16 protein-coding genes are annotated in these 17,238 nt (G+C 64.9%); 6 read left to right on the top strand and 10 right to left on the bottom strand.

Going from position 1 to position 17,238, the window contains the following annotated elements:
- Positions 1-79: 79 nt before the first annotated feature.
- On the bottom strand, positions 80-1,666 hold the full coding sequence (locus tag G6N77_RS05545) for an ABC-F family ATP-binding cassette domain-containing protein (RefSeq protein WP_165181026.1): 1,587 nt from the start codon (positions 1,664-1,666) through the stop codon (positions 80-82).
- 146 nt (positions 1,667-1,812) lie between these two features.
- A complete protein-coding gene (locus tag G6N77_RS05550; RefSeq protein ID WP_165181027.1) occupies positions 1,813-2,190 on the bottom strand; it encodes a VOC family protein in 378 nt (125 codons plus the stop codon).
- Between the two features lie 140 nt (positions 2,191-2,330).
- On the opposite strand from G6N77_RS05550, the gene G6N77_RS05555 reads away from it, so the two are divergent.
- Positions 2,331-2,972 carry an IclR family transcriptional regulator gene (locus tag G6N77_RS05555; RefSeq protein WP_165181028.1) on the top strand — a complete coding sequence of 214 codons (642 nt, stop codon included), beginning with the start codon at positions 2,331-2,333 and terminating at the stop codon, positions 2,970-2,972.
- A 15-nt stretch (positions 2,973-2,987) separates the two neighbouring features.
- Here G6N77_RS05555 and G6N77_RS05560 read toward each other — a convergent pair whose 3' ends face one another.
- The 8 genes from G6N77_RS05560 to G6N77_RS05590 all read right to left on the bottom strand — a co-directional run bounded on the left by G6N77_RS05560 (position 2,988) and on the right by G6N77_RS05590 (position 11,619).
- On the bottom strand, positions 2,988-4,118 hold the full coding sequence (locus G6N77_RS05560) for an MFS transporter (RefSeq protein ID WP_306987520.1): 1,131 nt from the start codon (positions 4,116-4,118) through the stop codon (positions 2,988-2,990).
- Between the two features lie 107 nt (positions 4,119-4,225).
- Positions 4,226-5,278 carry an aromatic amino acid lyase gene (locus G6N77_RS05565; RefSeq protein WP_205678018.1) on the bottom strand — a complete coding sequence of 351 codons (1,053 nt, stop codon included), beginning with the start codon at positions 5,276-5,278 and terminating at the stop codon, positions 4,226-4,228.
- Positions 5,203-5,661: an aromatic amino acid lyase gene (locus G6N77_RS20100; RefSeq protein WP_205678019.1), complete on the bottom strand. Its 459-nt coding sequence runs from the start codon at positions 5,659-5,661 to the stop codon at positions 5,203-5,205. The genes G6N77_RS05565 and G6N77_RS20100 overlap by 76 nt, the downstream gene beginning before the upstream one ends.
- Positions 5,662-5,794: 133 nt before the next feature.
- Positions 5,795-7,258 carry an aminopeptidase P family protein gene (locus tag G6N77_RS05570; RefSeq protein ID WP_240901703.1) on the bottom strand — a complete coding sequence of 488 codons (1,464 nt, stop codon included), beginning with the start codon at positions 7,256-7,258 and terminating at the stop codon, positions 5,795-5,797.
- The gene (locus tag G6N77_RS05575) at positions 7,255-8,556 is read right to left on the bottom strand and encodes an alpha/beta fold hydrolase (RefSeq protein WP_370875208.1); all 1,302 of its coding nucleotides are present in this window, start codon (positions 8,554-8,556) and stop codon (positions 7,255-7,257) included. Before G6N77_RS05575 ends, G6N77_RS05570 begins: the two co-directional genes overlap by 4 nt.
- A gap of 198 nt (positions 8,557-8,754) precedes the next feature.
- Positions 8,755-10,467, bottom strand: coding sequence for an ABC1 kinase family protein (locus tag G6N77_RS05580; protein WP_165181029.1), 1,713 nt, complete (start codon positions 10,465-10,467; stop codon positions 8,755-8,757).
- A 5-nt stretch (positions 10,468-10,472) separates the two neighbouring features.
- Positions 10,473-11,012 carry a PadR family transcriptional regulator gene (locus G6N77_RS05585; protein WP_165181030.1) on the bottom strand — a complete coding sequence of 180 codons (540 nt, stop codon included), beginning with the start codon at positions 11,010-11,012 and terminating at the stop codon, positions 10,473-10,475.
- Positions 11,013-11,115: 103 nt separating this feature from the next.
- On the bottom strand, positions 11,116-11,619 hold the full coding sequence (locus tag G6N77_RS05590) for a MarR family winged helix-turn-helix transcriptional regulator (RefSeq protein ID WP_205678020.1): 504 nt from the start codon (positions 11,617-11,619) through the stop codon (positions 11,116-11,118).
- 46 nt (positions 11,620-11,665) lie between these two features.
- Between G6N77_RS05590 and G6N77_RS05595 the strand changes: the two genes are divergently transcribed.
- The 5 genes from G6N77_RS05595 to G6N77_RS05615 all read left to right on the top strand — a co-directional run bounded on the left by G6N77_RS05595 (position 11,666) and on the right by G6N77_RS05615 (position 16,799).
- Positions 11,666-13,132, top strand: coding sequence for an MFS transporter (locus G6N77_RS05595; protein ID WP_165181031.1), 1,467 nt, complete (start codon positions 11,666-11,668; stop codon positions 13,130-13,132).
- Positions 13,133-13,172: 40 nt separating this feature from the next.
- Positions 13,173-14,018, top strand: coding sequence for a prolipoprotein diacylglyceryl transferase (gene lgt, locus G6N77_RS05600; protein ID WP_165181032.1), 846 nt, complete (start codon positions 13,173-13,175; stop codon positions 14,016-14,018).
- A gap of 134 nt (positions 14,019-14,152) precedes the next feature.
- Positions 14,153-15,088: a diacylglycerol kinase family protein gene (locus G6N77_RS05605; protein WP_165181033.1), complete on the top strand. Its 936-nt coding sequence runs from the start codon at positions 14,153-14,155 to the stop codon at positions 15,086-15,088.
- Positions 15,089-15,270: 182 nt separating this feature from the next.
- Positions 15,271-15,993, top strand: coding sequence for a phosphatase PAP2 family protein (locus tag G6N77_RS05610; protein WP_240901705.1), 723 nt, complete (start codon positions 15,271-15,273; stop codon positions 15,991-15,993).
- Entirely contained in the window at positions 15,990-16,799 is an 810-nt protein-coding gene (locus G6N77_RS05615) for a DUF1206 domain-containing protein (RefSeq protein WP_165181035.1), read from the top strand. Before G6N77_RS05610 ends, G6N77_RS05615 begins: the two co-directional genes overlap by 4 nt.
- Positions 16,800-17,238: the final 439 nt, after the last annotated feature.

Genomic DNA, 17,238 nt, shown 5'->3' on the forward strand with positions numbered 1-17,238 from the left:
CGATGCGTTCCCCAGATATTCACTAATTTGTCCTCTCAACGGGTCGGCAAGGCGGCACTCCTTGGGGCCGAGCTCCAGATTACCCCTGCCGGACCTCAATTTCGCCCGGGGCGTCGGGATTGAACACCAGCCGGCGGTTGGCAATTTTGTCCGTGAAGAAGCGGTCGTGGCTGACCACCACCACGGCCCCGGGGAAGTGCAGCAAGGCGCGCTCCATGACCTGCGTGCTGGACATGTCCAGGTGGTTGGTGGGTTCGTCAAGCACCAGCACCGAGGCACCCGAGAGCAGGCACTGCGCCATGGCAACACGGGCCCGCTGCCCGCCGGAAAGCGCCCCGATGCGCTGCTTGAGGTCCGCCTCGGAGAACTGGAACATGGCCAGGAAGCGGTTCACGGACTTCTTCGTGGCGGTCAGGGCCAGGCTGTCCGGCATCGCGTTGACGGCGTGCGTGACGGTGTCCTCGGGATCCAGCTCATCCAAAACCTGGTTGTAGGAGACCAGCCCGCCGCCCTTGGCCCACATGACGTGGCCTGAATCGGCAGGCTCCTCCCCCGTGAGGGCCCGCAAAAGTGTTGACTTGCCGGAACCGTTGGCGCCCAGGACCACAATCCTGTTGCCGCGGCGGATCTCAAAGCTGAGGTCGCTGAACAAGGTCCGGCCGGCATACGCCTTCGACAGCGACTCCACCCGGCACAGCACATCCTTGACGTGCAGCCCGCCGTAGATCTCGGTGATGATCTTGTCCACGGGCCGCGGCGCATGCGATTTCTTGATCTTGGAGAGCTTGGAATCGAGCCCCTTGGACGCCGCCTTTGCCGCCGCCCGGCGGTCCGAAATCCCTTCCGCCTCAAACGCCAGCAGCTCGGATTCATGCACAAACTGGCTCTCCAGCGTCTTGAGCCGGAATTGCTTGGCCACCACGTACTCGCCAAAATTGCCGGGGTATTCGTGGAGGTGGAAGTTCTCCAGCTCGATGATCCGCGTGACCACCGAGTCCAGGAACTTCCGGTCGTGGGAGACAATGACGGCCGCCCCCTTGAAATTCTTGAACCAGCCTTCCAGCCATTCCACGCCGGCCACGTCCAGGTAGTTGGTGGGCTCGTCCAGCAGCAGCACGTCCGGCGCCTCAAGCAGGATTTTCGCGAGGGCGGCCCGGTTGCGCCAGCCGCCGGAGAGCTCGTCGATGGCGCAGGAACGGTGGGCCTCGGCGAAGCCAAGCGTGGTGAGGACCTTGTCGATGGTGCGTTGGTAGTCCCAGCCGTCCAGCCTGTCCATGTCGGCGAACAGCTCCGCCTGGCGGTGGATGAGCCGGTCCAGCTCATCGGCGGGCTGGTCTGCCGCGAGGGCCGCGTCAATGCCGGCCAGCTCAGCTTCGACCTCCACCACGTGGGCAAAGACGTCCTGGAGCACCTCGAGGATGGTGGAGGCGCCGTTGAGCTCGGAGAACTGCGAAAAGTAGCCAATCTTTGTGCCCAGTTCCACGGCCACGGTGCCGGCATCCGGTTCCACCTGGTCCATGACCAGCTTGAGCAGCGTGGACTTTCCCGAGCCGTTTCGGCCAATCAGGCCCACCCGGTCGCCGCCGTCGAGCTTGAAAAACGCTTCCCGCAGCACCTGCACGTTGTCAAAGCGGACGGAGACATCATTGAGGCGGATCAAGCTCATGGGTGTGGTCCTTGCGAGTGGGTTGGTGGCGGGCCCTGGAAATTCACCCGCCCCCACTTTACCGGCAGACGCCACTGCCCAACGCACGACGGCGGCAGGCGCGTTGGGCGCCCAACCCGCCTGCCGCCGTCGTGCTTGAGGCGGATTTAGCCGTTGGGACGGCTGGGGATGTACTGCAGCGCCCACTTGTTGCCGTCGGGATCGGCAAAGTAGACAAAGTGGCCCCAGGCCTGGACGTCGATGTCGCTGACGTCCACACCGTTTGCCTTGAGTTGGCTGTGGGCGGCCTGGATGTCGCTGACAACGATCTGCATGTTCGGGGCTGTCCCGGCGGGCGCATCGGTGAGGCCCTCGCCGATGCAGATGGAACACGCCGAGCCCGGCGGGGTCAGCTGCACAAAGCGGATGCCCTCGGTGGGGCGTTCGTCAAAGTCGGCGTTGAAGCCCACCTTGTTCACATAGAAATCCTTGGCCCGGTCCACGTCGGAGACAGGCACAAACACCAATTCAAGTTTCCAGTCCATGGGTTTACGTTATTCCAGCTGCGGTCCGCTGGATAGGGCTGGGAATGGATAGCTGGAGGTGCCCGGCATTCGGAACTTCCCATTTACGTCTGTGATCACAGACGATAGGCGGCTAGCATGGTGGAGTCAACTCGCCTTCAGTGCCGCCACAGGTCCCCACCGCAAAGAACGTGCTGTCCGTGCTCCGCTATGTGGCGTCACAGGGCGGTCCGGTGGGAGCCACGGCCATTTTACGGGACACAGGGCTGCCGCGCTCCACCACCTACCACCTGCTCACGGCCGTGATTGACGACGGCTTTGTAGTGCACCTGCCCGAGGAGCGCAAGTATGCGCTCGGCGTCACGGCCCATGAACTGGGGACCGGATACTCACGCCAGGCGCCCCTGCAACGCATTGCCCGATTCCCGATGGCGCAGCTGGTGGCACGGACCAAGCGCACTGCCCACCTGGCGGTCATGCACGGACGTGAGGTCATCTACGTCATTGAGGAGCAGGCCAAGCGGCAAACGGACCTGGTCACGGACGCCGGTGTCCGCCTGCCGGCGCACCTGACAGCCAGCGGGCGGGCCATGCTTGCCGCCATGTCCGCCGCCCAGCTGGCCGCGCTCTACCCCGGGCCGGAGGCGTTTCCAACACGGTATGAAAACGGCGTGCACTCTGTCGAGGCCCTGAATGAGCTGCTGGCGCGCACCGTGCAGCTGGAGGAACTCGCCGAACGGTGGCTGCCGGAGGTCAGGCGCTGCGCCGATGAAATATCCCGGCGCCTACGCCCCAGCAGCTGAACCGGATGTCCAGGGTCAGAACAGCTGTTCGCGCTGGGTTTCCGGGGCCCACATGACCGTCACAACCAGTCCGAGCAGCAGCACACCGCCCAGCCAGAACATGGTGCCGGGGATGCCCCAGCTGTCGAGGCTGAGAGGCAGCACAAACGTTCCGATGGCCGCCGCGATGCGGCTCAAGGCATTGAGAAGCCCGACGCCGGAGGCACGCAGCTGTGTGGGGAAGAGTTCCGGCGGGTACACCTGGGTGATGTTGGATCCTCCCGACATGACGAAGGTGTAGATGACGAACGGGATCATGACCACCAGGGCGGGGAGATTGCTGACCAGGCCCAGGACCAGCAGGGAGGTGGCAAGGATGCCAAAGGTCCAGATGGTGAACGAGCGCCGGCGCATCTTTTGCAAAAACCACAGCCCGACCACGCCGCCACCCAGCAGGAAAAGGTTGAGGAGCAGGTTCTGGAGGTTGTAGTCGGAGACGTTCAGGCCGGCGAGAATCGTGGGAACGCAGGTGTAGATGGCGAAGTACGGGAGAACCAGCGCACTGTAAAAAATGGCGCCGAATGCTGTCCGCTTCCACATGTTCCTGCTGAACAATTCCCGGTAGCGTGCGGAGTTGGACTCGACCTCGAATTCGCTCGGGTCCAGTTCCACCTGCAGGTACTTCTTCACAATTGTCCGTGCTTCCTCAATCCGTCCGCGGCTGATCAGCCAACCGGGCGATTCGGGGGTGCCGATCCGGACCACCAGCACCACCAGGGCCGGGATGGCGCCGCTTGCCAGCAGCCAGCGCCAGGCATCGGGACCGAAATCGATGTAGGCGCCCATGACATTGGCGACGACGTAACCCACTGTCCACAGGACGGTGAGCGAGGCCAGAATGAAGCCGCGCTGCTTGCGGGGTGCAAACTCGGACAGGAGGGTTGGCCCCACCGCGTAGTCGGCACCGAGGCCAAACCCGATGAGCAGGCGCAGGATGAAAAGGACGTCAACGTTTGGTGCCCAGAATAGCAGGGCGGATGCCACAGCAATCAGCACAAAGTTCAGGACATAAACGCGCTCGCGGCCGATGAGGTCACCGACCCGGCCCAGGATCAGGCTGCCGAAGAACAAGCCGATGAGTGCCGAGGGCGAAGCCGTCCGAGAAATTGGCCCCGAACGTCATGGCCGTGATTTTCAGGTGAAACCGGCCAAAGGGGATTTCATCCAGGGTGGGGCCAGCGGATTGTTGCACTTGCGGATTGGTCATGGCTGCCTTAGAGGTCGAATGAAAGCTGTAGCAAACCGGCGGCGGCAGCGAGGTCGCCGCTGAGCGGACGGTCAATCACGTCAGGATTGAAGCGGTTTTGTGCTTCCAGGAAGTACTGGCCCAAACTCGTGGTGTGGTCCATGGCCGCCCCGGTGAGGGAAACGGCGCGGGTTGCCGAGATCAATTCGCAGGCCAGGGCATCCGTTGCTGCGCGCAGGGCGTCCCGGAGCTGGTCGGCGGACTGCGCGGCAAAGCTGGCGTGGTCCTCGGTTCCCCGGGAAATGACTGTGACGCCCAATGACGCCGGCTGTGCTGCGGTCCGGAGCCTGGCAAGCGCGGCGGCGGAGTTGTACTCCAGGAGCATCACGCCGCTGCTGCCCGGCTCGCCGTCGGCCAGAAAAGAGTTGAGCCCGGTCATGCCGGGGTCGGAAAGGTTGTTCAGCCTGGCGCCGGACAGGTGGGCCACGCTGGCCAGTGCCAGTTTCGTGTGGTCCATGGCCAGGGCAAGCGGGAGGGCCGTGGAAATTTGCGTTGTGGAAGACGTCGCCGCCGTCCACGCTGTACAGCGGGTTCTCCGCCGCCGCATTGATCTCAATGCCCAGCACCGAGGCCTGCCCTCCAGGCTGGCGCGGAGGGCGCCGGCCACCTGGGGCAGCGCGCGGAATCCGTAGGAGTCCTGGACCCGGGCAGCGGCCGGCGAGCTGCCCGCCAACAGTTCGCGCATCCGTTGCGCCACTTCGGCCTGGCCCGCCTGCGGGCGCGCCGCGTGGACGGCGGCGGAGAAGGGCTCCGTTGACCCCTTGACGGCAACCAGGGAAAGGGCGCTGGTCAGCAAATAGTGGTCCAACCAATTTTCGGCCTCGGCCAGGCCCAGGCATCCCTGCGCAACAGTCATGGCATTGGACTCGATGAAGGTAAGGGCATCACCGGTCACGGGCGTCCAGTAGCTGCGCACCTGGCCGTTTTCGAAGGGCACCTCCCCCATCAGCGCGAGGGCGATTTCAGCGAGCGCGGACAGGTCCGCCGTCCCAATGGCACCGTAGCCATGCACGCTCGGCACGTTGCCGTCGGCAAGGGCCCCGCAATGGCCGGGATGACATCGGGGTGGATCCCGGAGCCCCCGTTGAGCAGCTGGTTGAGCCTGACGATCATGGTGGCCCGCACCGTGCGCGTGGGGACCCCGGGACCCGAACCCGAAGCGTGGCTGCGCAGCAACCGGCGGTCCTGCTCAGTGGGGTTTCCCAGTGTCACGCTCCTGTTTGAGCCGACACCCGTGGTCCGCCCGTAAACGGGACGGCGCTGCGCGGAGGCCACAGCAAGCTCCCATGAGCGGCGGACCCTCTCCAGGGCGCCGGGAGCAATGGTGCTAGTCCACGGCGCCCCCGACAGGGAAACCAGCTCAAGGGCGCCCAGGCCGCTTCCGTCAAGAATTGCCTGGTTCATCGTCCTGCCCGCCAGTGGGTCCGTTGCGTAGTCATATATTCAATTTCCGGTGAATTCCGGCCCAACAACGGGGGTGAAGTGAATCACGCGTCTGTGATGGCAGACGTTGAGGCACAATCGGGCCGGTGCCGGCTCAGGCCCCCTGGACGCGCGCCATCCACGCCTCAATCCCGGCAGCGTCCAGCGGCAGGGCGTCGGAGATGACGTTGGAGCCCGTTTCAGTGACCACAATGTCGTCCTCCAGGCGCACGCCGATGCCGCGCAGTTCCGGCGGAAGCGTGAGGTCGTGCTCGTGGAAGTACAGGCCGGGCTCCACCGTGAGCACCATGCCGGGCACCATGGGCGAGCCCTGGTAGCTTTCGTAGCTGGACTGGGCACAATCGTGGCAGTCCAGGCCCAGGTGGTGGCCCACCCCGCACACCAGGTACCGGCGGTGGTGCTGGCCCTTGGGCGAGAGTGCCTCATCCACGGACACCGGCAGCAGGCCCCAGTCGTTGAGGCCGTTGGCGATGACTTCCATGCAGGCATCGTGGAAATCGGCAAAGTACTTCCCGGGCCCCACCTGGGCCAGGCCTGCCCGGTGCGACTTCTCCACCAGGTCGTGGACCTGGCGCTGGATGGGGCTGTACGTCCCGGAGCCCGGGAACGTGCGGGTGACGTCGGCCGTGTAGAAGCTCTTCGCTTCGACTCCCATGTCCAGCAGCAGCACCTTGTCCTCCAGGACGGGACCGTCGCACCGCACCCAGTGCAGCGTCGGGGCGTGCTTGCCGCTGCCCACGATGGTTGCGTAGCCCACGCCGTTGCCGTGCGTGCGCGCGTGCCGGTCAAAGGTGCCCTGCAGCCAGCGCTCCCCTCCCGCCTTGATGGCGGTGGGGATTTCGCGCACGACGGCGGCAAAGCCGTCCACGGTGTGATCGACAGCCTCGCGCAGCTGGGCGATTTCCCAGTCGTCCTTGACCATCCGCAGCGTGGAGAGCACCTGCCCGAGCCGGCCGCCGTCGAGCCCGTGGCGGCTGCGCACATCGGCGGCCAGGGCCCCGGCGGCAAGCGTGCCGGAGCCGGCGCGCATGGCGGAACTGATGCCGGCGTCGAGCTCGGCTAGCGGCTTGACCGGCAGGGACAGCGCCTGCGCCCAGTCGGAAAAGTCGGGGGCGGAGCCGACCCACATCTCGCCATGGGCGGCGTTGGTGAAGAACTGGGGGTCGCCGGCGTAGAAGGGGGCCGGAATGTACACAGTGGCGTCGTGGGCGGCCCCGGAGGGGGTCATGACCAGCACGGCACCTTCGACGGCGGCACCCGTCAGCCAGTAGAAATCCGAATCCGGGCGGAAGTCATAGTAGGTGTCGTTGGCCCGGACGGGGGCGCGGCCGGCGCCAATCACCAGCGCCTGTCCGGGAAATTCCGCGGAAAGACGCGCCCGGTGGTGACCGGCCGCCGCGGCCGCGCCGGCCACCACGGGAGGGGTGCGGTCAGGGGTCCCCCACCCCTGGCCCATGTACTCCGTAAAGGCCTCGACGTTGGCAAGCTTCGGCAGGCGAGGGTCCGGGGTGGCCGGGGCAGGCATGGATCGGGTGGTCACTGCATCACTTGCGGTCATTTCGATATTCCTCCGCCCAACTGGGCAATAGTGTCTTTCAAATAGGCAAAAACTTTGGCATCGCCGATGCCGTCGTGTTCAAATTCATTGGTCACCCAGGCATGCGTGTTGCCGACGACGGCCGCCGTGTCCAGTTGCAGCCCGGCATCCACGTACATGTCGTCAAAGTAGACGGCCGCGGCCACCGGGACCTCGTTGGCGGCCAGCCGTTCCACGTCATACAGCAAACTGTTGCTTTCACGGCGGGCCAGCTCGTTCACGGCAGCTGCGAAGGGGCGCAGCAGGCGGATCTCCTCAAACATCCAGGGAAACATCATCTCACCGGTGAACAGCAGTGGCCGCGCCGTCTCGGCGAAGTCCGGATGCCGCCCCAGTTCGGCCTGTGCCGCCCATCCCGTGGGACCGTTGTCGCCATGGGCGTAAATGCTCTCCTGCATGGCAGCAAACAGCGGGTTGTCGGCAAAGGAGGTGCGTGCCAGCACCTGGGCCAGGAAGCCGTCGCTGAGCCGGTCGCCGTCGTCGTCGGCAAACGCCTCATCCAACAGCCAGTGCATGCGCTCAAAGCCCGGCTTCATGCCAAAGTCGATGCCGAGCGACTGGAAGCGCCGCACGCTCAGCGTGTCGCCGTCGGGGAGCAGCACCCTGCCGGCGGCCAGGCGGTCCGCAATGCGGGACACCAGCGCCAGGTCATCCGGGTAGCGGGCGTAATACTCCCTGTTTTTGCCGCGGGTGCGCGGAAAAGTGCGCCGGTAGACTTCGGCGGCGTCCGGAGCGATGCTGGCCAAGCCGCCCGTGACGTAGCACGCGCTCAGGCCCTCGGGCGCCTGGGACAGGTAAGTCAGGGTCAGGAATCCGCCGTAGCTTTGCCCCAGCGTTGACCAGCGGCGGCCTCCATAGAGGGTTTTGCGCAGGTGTTCGGCGTCGGCCACGATCGAGTCGGCGCGGAAGTGCTGCAAGAAGTCGGCCCCGGCTGAGGCGGTGTCGAAGCGGGAGATGACGGTTCCATCCACCCGGCTGCTGCGCCCGGTGCCGCGCTGGTCCAGCAGCAGCACGCGGTGGGTTTTCAGCGCTTCATCGATCCACCCTTCCCGCCGGGGCGGGCGCGGGCCCTTGCCGCCGGGCCCGCCCTGCAGGAACACCATGACGGGCAGCTGCTCATGCCGGTGCTCGGCGTCCACCAGTTCCCGTGCAAAGACGGAAATGGTTGCGGTGTTGTTGGCATTGAACCAGTCCAAGGGAACGGTCACCCGATGGTCGGTCACCGCCATTCCAGGAATGATGTATTGGCTCACGATCACGTGTGTTGCGCCCCTTCTCGTTGTTCTTTCAGGCACTGCCATGCCTGCCGCCGTAGTCCGCAGCATGGCCGAAATGCAACTCACCAGCAGCCCGAAGTAATATATGACATGTTACACGCGGGCAGCGAGGGACAGGTGAAATTTTTTGCGCCCGCCGGGCGGCTTGGCCGGCTGGCGAACCCTCCAGCCCGCCGCCGCTCACCTGCGGCGGCGCCCCGCAGCCAGGGCGAATAGCAGCGGCACCACCGAGGCGGCCATCAGTACGTTGCCGAACACCAGATCATTGGCGCGCACTATGGAACCGGCGATCAGCAGAGCACCGAATATAAGCGCCGACGCCACTCGCTGCGCCATGCGGATCAGCCGTGCCACCTGCCGTTCCAAGCGCGGGGTGGCCACCGACAGTGACCCGTCTTCGATGCGGGTGACCAGCCCGTCCAGCCGCTTGGGGAGGCGCAGGGCAACGGACGCGGCGTCCAACGCCTGCCCCGCCACGTCCTTGGCAAGGTTCCCGCGTTCGTCGCGCAGCAGCTTGGCCGCGTAAGGCTCCACCGAGTCCCACAGGTTGAAGCCGGGGTCCAGCGAGCTGCACACGCCGGACGTCAGGGACATGGCGCGGATAATGAGCAGGAAATTCTCCGGCAGTTGAAACGGCAGCGAACGGACCACGTCGCCAAACTCCACCGCAAAATCACGGAATTCCCGCTGGTCCACCTCGCGGAGCTCGGCGAAGCCCATCCCGCCAAACCTCGCGAAAAGTTGCGTCATCGCCCGCTCCAGCCCGGCCGTGTCGGCGGACGGCACCAGCACCCCGATGTCGCTGATTGCGGCCACCAGCCCCTTGCCGTCCCGGGCGGCGGCCGCGATCAACAGCTTGCGCAGACCGCTGCGCGTTTTCGGCGGCACCTCCCCCATCATGCCGAAGTCGATGAACGTCAGCTTCCATGGATGCTCCGAGGATGCGTCGCCATTCGGGGTGATGAAGATGTTGCCCGGGTGTGGATCGGCATGGAAAAAGCCGTTGGTGAACAACTGGTCAAACATGACCGAGGCAAATACCGGGGCCACCTCCGCGGGATCGATTCCCGCCGCCCGCAGTCCTTCCGCATCAGTGATCTTGATTGCCGTGACATCTTCCAGCGTGAGTACGCGGCGGGTGGTCCGCTCCCACACCACGCCGGGGACCGCCACCCTGTTGTCGCCGTCGAACTCGGCGGCAAAGCGTTCAGCGTTGGCAGCCTCATGCAGGTAGTCGATTTCCTCGAGGCTGGTCTGCGCAAACTCCTCGACCAGGGCAGGCACATTGGCGCGATTCGCGACAAGGCGGATGCGGCTGAGCCAGCCGCCCACCTTGCGCAGTGCGGCGAGGTCGACGGCGACAATCGCGTCAATGCCCGGCCGCTGGACTTTGACAACCACGCTCTCCAGCCCGGTGTTTGCGGCGTCCCCGGAAAGGAGTTTTGCCCCGTGGGCCTGCCCCAGGGATGCGGCGGCAATGGGGGTTGCCTCCACCGAGGTGAAAACCACGTCCAGCGGTGAGCCCAATTCCTCCTCCGCGAGGGCACGGATTGCCGGGAATGGCACGGGCGGCACCTCATCCTGGAGGCCTTCGAGCTCAGCGGTGATTTCCGGCGGGAGCACATCCAGCCGGGAGGACATGAACTGCCCCACCTTGATCATCAAGCCGCCAAGCTCCACCGCGAGGACGTGGAAGCGGCGCGCGAAACGTTGCATCCTCCTCCCCCGGTTACGTTCTGCAAGGCGGCGCAAGCCGATCCGGGGAAGGAGCAGTTCAAACCACCAGGTCACCGCAAGATGCCACGCGGCAAAGCGCAGGATGCGTCGGTAGCGGGCACGGGTGCCGGCGGCACCGGGAACCGGATCAGCACTGCCGCGTTGAACCGAAGGCACCCCCGTCAGTCCTGGGCGAGAATCGCGTACAGGCGGCGGCGGGCCTCTTCCAGCACTGTCACGGCCTCCTGCACCTGCTTCCGTGTACCGGTGCGGCCCACCTGGGCAGCGGCCTGGGCAAGCTCGACGCCGGCCTTCGGCAGCGCCGCAAAGCCGGGGCCCGACGCCGGTGCAGAGTCCCAGGGCGCGGCCGTTTCGGCACTCGCCACTTCCTCCCGCCCCGCTTCCGTCAGCGAATAAATCTTCCGGCCGTTGGACTCCTCCGAGCTGACCAGCCCTTCATCGGCCAGCAGTTGCAGCGTCGGGTAGACCGAACCGGCGCTGGGCTTCCAGCTGCCGCCGCTGCGCTCCTCGATTTCGTGGATGATCTGGTAGCCGTGCATGGGGCGCTCAGCCAGCAGGGCCAGCACGGCAGAGCGCAATTCGCCCCGCCCGGCACGGGTGCCCGAGCGCTTCTCGAACCGTGACCGGAACTCCTCAACGGCCTGCCACATGCCATCGAGGTTGCCGCCCATAAACCCGCCCGCAGGGAATGAATCATGCATGATGCTCTCCTTGGTCGATTGCGAACGATACTAAACGATAGCTAACGATATACCCGATGGAGGGTGCCAGACAATGGTTTTTGGGAGTGCGGCCGGGCCGGTGTCAGGCGTCGGCCGAATCGTCCGTCTCAAGGAGGGCGGCAAGCTCCGAGAGCGCGGGGATGGCCTCCTCGATGAGTGTTTGGCGGTTGCGCGGCAGCTGGGACAAGGCATTGGCCACGCGGCGTTCATTGGCGTTTTGCCATGACTGCAGCAGTTGGGTCCCGGTCCCCGTCAGCCGCAGGTTTTGGGCACGCCTGTCCCCGGGGCGGGGTGTGCGGCTGACCAAATCAGAAAGCACCATCTGCTGGATCAGGTTGCTGACGGTGTTCGTGGCCAGGCGCTGTCGCGCAGCAAGCTCGCTAACGCCCAGGTCAGGTTCATCCGCGAGCCGCTGGAGGATTTCCACCTGCGCCATGGGCAGGGACTCCCAGGGGAACTCGTGGCGGACGCTCGAACGCAGGACCCGCCGCAACCGGGTGATGACGTCGGTGAGGGACCAGGCATCCCCCACTGCCTGCAGGGGTTCACCGGGAGGCTCAGGAAGCGCTGCTGCCATATTGGTCATGGCCCCATGTTATCTCCCTTGATATTTTCTGACATAGAATAGTTCTATGTCAGAACAACATTTCCGGGAGGTTCCCGGCCCCAGAGCGTGGTGGGAACGGCTGTTTCATGAACCCGCCAGGCCGGACTGGGTGCGGCGCAGGCCCTCGGCGCCCTGGCTGGTGGTCGCGACAGTGTGCATAGGCGCTTTCATGGGCCAGCTGGACGCGAGCATCGTGACGCTCGCGATTCCCAGCATCAAGACGGACATGAACGCCTCCCTGGCCCAGGTTGAATGGGTCGCCCTGATTTACCTGCTGGTCCTGGTGGGAAGCATCTCAGCCATCGGCCGCCTCGCTGACATGCTGGGCCGCAAGCTGCTGTACACCTACGGGTTCGCGCTCTTCACCCTGGCATCGCTGGCATGCGCCCTGGCCCCGGACATCACCTGGCTGCTGGTGGCCCGCGCAGTCCAGGCAGTCGGCGCGGCAATGCTGCAAGCCAACAGCGTCGCGCTGATACGCACCAGCATGCCGGCGGGCAAGCTCGGCCAGGCGATCGGCCTGCAGGGCGCCGCCCAGGCAGTGGGACTGGCCATGGGCCCCTCCGTAGGCGGCCTCCTGGTCGGAGCCGGAGGCTGGCGCTGGGTGTTCTTCGTCAACATCCCGGCCGGCATCATCGGCGTCGTGCTCGGATGGTACCTGCTCCCCCGCACCCGGATCAAAGCTCCCAAGGTACGGCTCGACTGGGCCGGGCTGCTACTGCTCCTGCCGGCGGCAGGCGCGCTCCTGCTGACTCTTTCCGAGACATCACGCATCGGATTCGACAACCCCGTGGCGGTGGGCTTGCTGGCCGCCTCCCTGGTCCTCTTCACAGCATTCATCTTCTGGGAAAAGCGGGCCCCCCACCCCCTGGTCGACCTGGGGCTCTTCCGGACCGGAACCTTCTCCCGCGGCATCTCCACCGGGCTGATGAGCTATTTGGTCCTCTTCGGCGTGCTCTTCGTCACGCCGTTATATCTGGAAGCCGCGCACTCAATGCCGCCCGGGAAGGCCGGACTGTTGCTGACCATCCTGCCCATCGGGCTGGCACTGATAGCGCCGCTGGCCGGAACATTGGCGGACCGGCTCGGGCCCCGGGTCCCCACCTCCGCCGGCATGTGCCTGGCGGCCGCTTCCTTGGCGGTGCTGGCCTTCTCCGGCGGAAACCTCTGGCTCGCCGGCACCGCGTTGGGTGGAATTGGGCTGGGCCTGGGATTGTTCACCCCCGCCAACAATGCCACCGTTGCCGCAGCCGGCCACACGAACCAGGCCGGCATGGTCAGCGGGGTGATGAACATGACCCGCGGCGTCGGCACGTCCCTGGGCGTGGCGTTCGGAGCCGTCCTTTACGTCCTGGCATCCGGCCCCGCATCAGCCGTCGGCCATGCCGCCGCTTCCAGCGCCGGATTCCAACTCGCCGTCGGAGCATTCGCCGCCGTCGCCCTGTTCGGCGCCATCTGGGCCGCCTTCGGGAAACGGCAGGCCGCCCCATGACGGCCAAACGCTGCGTCCTTCCCCTGCCGAACGGAACCCCATGAGCCCGACGAGCTACATCCCGTCCCCGACGGTCAATGCCTTTCACCTTGGCCCGCTGACCATACACTTTTATGCCCTGTGCATCATCGCCGGCATCGTGGTCGCCGTCTGGCTCGGATCACGGCGCTGGATCGCCAGGGGCGGCCTCCCCGGACAGGTGGTGGACATCTGCTTCTGGGCCGTGCCCGGCGGCATCATCGGCGGCCGGCTGTACCATGTCATCACCGATCCCGAACTGTACTTCCTGCCCGGACGCAATCCGTGGAATGCCTTCGCCATCTGGGACGGCGGGCTCGGCATCTGGGGAGCCATCGCCCTGGGCTGTGTGGGTGCCTGGATTGGGTGCCGCCGGGCCGGCGTCTCCCTCATCGCGTTCCTGGATGCCGTCGCCCCAGGCGTGATTTTCGCCCAGGCACTCGGGCGGTGGGGAAATTGGTTCAACAACGAACTCTTCGGCGATCCAACTTCACTGCCCTGGAAACTTCAAATCCACCAGATGGACCTGTCCGCCGGAACCGCGGCCACGGACGCTTCCGGACATGCCATCGTCCTCGGCTACTACCAGCCGACATTCCTCTACGAATCACTCTGGTGCCTGGTGGTTGGGCTGGCGCTGATCGCCCTGGACCGGCGCTTCAAGCTCGGCGCCGGCAGCGTCTTCGCCCTGTACGCTGCCGCCTACACGGCCGGCCGGTTTGTTTTCGAACTCATGCGCTCCGATTACGCAAACCTGATTCTTGGCCTCAGGGTCAACACCTGGGTTGCCGGACTGATCTGCCTGGCCGCCGCCACGGCGTTCCTGGTGCTACGCAAACGTCCACGCTCCAGAGCCTTCAAGTCATAGCCCCGCCGGCGGAGATCGGGTACAACGCCCAAGCAAACTACCAGTGCTCGATCCTGCGCTTCATCGAGGACAACCGGCACTTTCACAGTACTATTCGAGCTGGGAGCGCACACTCGTTGTCAACGGAGGGCACCATGAGCGACATCAATTCCACGCCTCGCAGGCGTGCCGCAGTAATCATCAATCCGACGAAGTCCCCGGACGGGGATTTCAAGTCCGCCTTTCACCTCATGTGCGCGGAGGAGGGCTGGGGCGAGCCCCTGTGGTTGGAAACAAGCGAAGATGACCCTGGATCCGGCCAGGCGAGGAAAGCACTCGAGTCGGGGGCCGACGTCGTCATAGCCGCTGGCGGCGACGGCACAGTGCGCTGTGTGGCCGAGACCCTGGCCGGAAAGGGCACCCCCATGGGCCTCGTGCCGTTGGGGACTGGCAACCTGCTCGCCCGCAACCTCGGGATTGGCCTGGAAGACCCGCTGCGCGCCGGCCGGGACATTTTGAATGGCACAACCACCACGATCGACATCGTGATGGCCACTTTGGACCATGCAGATGCGGGGCACGCATTTCTTGTTGCTGCCGGGCTCGGCTACGACGCAACCATCATGGCCGACACGAAAGACGAGTTGAAGGACCGTGTCGGCTGGCTGGCCTATGTCGAAGCGGGAATCCGCAACTTGCCGGGCAAAGGTGTCAAGGCGACCATCAAAGTCGACGGCAGCGAAGTGGTCCGCCGCCGGGTCCGCGGAGTCATGGTGGGCAATTGCGGAAAGTTGATGGGTGGGGTGGAGATATTCCCGGACGCGTCCGTCACTGACGGCCTCCTGGACCTGCTGGTTCTTTCACCGCGCGGCAAGTTCGGATGGATTCGGGTAATGGCAGGAATCTTCCATCGGAAGGGCGCCAAATCCAGTTCAGTCCACTACTTTTCCGGGGAGAGCGCCGAAATCACGCTGGACAGTGAACAGGACTTTGAGCTCGACGGCGACCACCTCGGCCGGGCCAGGCACCTGGAAGTGAAAGTGGTTCATCAGGCTCTGGCAATTATGATGGCGGCGCCCAAATCCACCTGATCCCCGCCGGAGTTCGGGCCTTCCCGTGAGTACCCCGAATGGCATACTGTGCTCATAGCATTCATAATGGGCCTCCGGGTGGCCGACCAGTGCACTGTACATTTTCTGGAAGCGGGGATTGGTCCATGGAACGGGCTAAAGCGCGGACAAGCCGGCCAGATTCTGGCTGGCGCAGGAAGTTCATGGTTGAGGAGCGATCCGTCCCGTTTACCGAACGTAAACGGCTTTACACCACGGCCTGGGTTCTGATCATCACGGGATTGGTTCTATTCCTCGTGGTCCTGATTGGCGTCCTCACCCATTCCGGATTCCAGCGGTTGGACCAACCCGTGGAGACCTGGTTCCTGGCCCACCGATCCACCACGGTGACACCCTTGATGATCGCACTGGCGATCGCTTTCGGACCCGTCACCTTGCCCATTGTGGTCCTCGTTGTCGTGGTGGTCTGGACGATACGGGCCAGGCACGCCTGGCGGCCGCTCCTCCTTGCCGCAGGAATGGTGACCGGATTAGTCTTCGCCCAGGTCTTGGCCCCCCTCGTTCGGCATCCAAGGCCCCCGATAGGGTCCATGCTATTCGGGGCCGACAGCAGTTTTTCCTTCCCGTCAGGACACGTCTTGGGGACAGCGGACTTTCTGCTACTCCTGGCCTTCCTGATCGCCAGCCGGCGGCGAAAACGCGGCTTCACCAGCACCGCGGTCTGCGTCGCGGTCGTCCTCATTCTGGCCCAAGTCGTCTCCCGGCTCTACCTGGGCTACCACTGGATTAGCGACACCACCGCGTCACTGGCCCTCTCCATGGTCATTGTCGGCATTGTCATGGCAGTGGACACGGCCAGAACAGTCAGGGTCCCGGGCGAACGTGTCGAAGGCGGACACTCACAAACACAGGTGGATGAGGCATGAGCCTCGGACACGGCGCGAAGCGGGCCGCCCGGAAGGCAGGCAACAGCCAGGTCCTGACGAACATTGCGCGCATCGGCTTTGCCGCCAGCGGGCTCATGCACCTGCTGATGGGCTACATCGCCGTGCGGATCGCGCTCCACCACGGCGGGGAATCGGACCAGTCGGGAGCATTCGCCCAACTCACAAGGCTGCCCAGCGGCCCCATGGTCTTGTGGGCCGCTGTCCTGGGGATGGGGGCACTGGGACTATGGCTCCTGCTCCAAGCATCCCTGGGCATCGGCTCGTCGTCCAAGAAGCGCTGGGCACGCAGCCTGGTCTCGGCAGGAAAGGCGGCAGCATACTTTGCGCTGGCATGGACAGCACTGACATTCGCGCTTCACCGGCCCAGCAGCTCAACTGCCGCGACACGCAACGCCAGCGGGACGATTCTCTCCCTGCCCGGAGGTCAAGCCCTGCTCGCCATTGTCGGGATGGCCACGGCCGGCATTGGCGGATACTTGGTCTACAAGGGAGTCCGAAAGAAATTCCTCGACGACATCCAACTCCAGGGCAACCGTGCGGACCCAGCCGTCATCGCCCTGGCCATGACCGGTTACATTGCCAAGGGCATCGCCATAATTGCCCTTGGAGTCCTGTTCATTGTCGCAGCCATTAAAATCAGTCCCCAGGACGCGTCCGGCCTTGATGGTGCCCTCAAATCGCTCGCCGGACTCCCATACGGACAAGCCATCCTCATCGCTATCGGACTTGGACTCATGGCCTACGGGTTGTACAGCATCATCCGTGCCCGCCTCGCCCGACTCTGACGCATCGGCCAAAAGAGTGATGTTGCGAGCAATCCCAACTTCCGTTCCAACACCGTCCCCGACAAGGCCGGCCAGGACCGCGAGCTCGCGTTCGTCGGAACCGCCGCCGTTTGACTGCACTAGCGGCAGGCCCGGCCACGGTGGAAGGTTCGCGATCTCATCGAGGATCAGTGAGAGGGGCGGGTCCAGCCGGACGCCGGGATCGACGAACCCATTCCACAGCCGGCGTTGTAGATGTAATCGACCAGAGCGGAATGATACCCCCGGCGGACGCACCGCGCTTGGTCCCGATCAATGACAGGGTGCTGCGTCGCTCGATGCACACTTTGGATTCGCGGGTTTGCCACTCCTTCGGAATGGCGCCCCTACACACAAGGCACCAAAATTTCTGGACACCTTGGGGCCAATTCGATCCAAAGCGTGTGGTTTCCGTCTGGCT

Source organism: Arthrobacter silviterrae (assembly GCF_011045165.1).
GTDB classification, from domain to species: domain Bacteria; phylum Actinomycetota; class Actinomycetes; order Actinomycetales; family Micrococcaceae; genus Specibacter; species Specibacter silviterrae.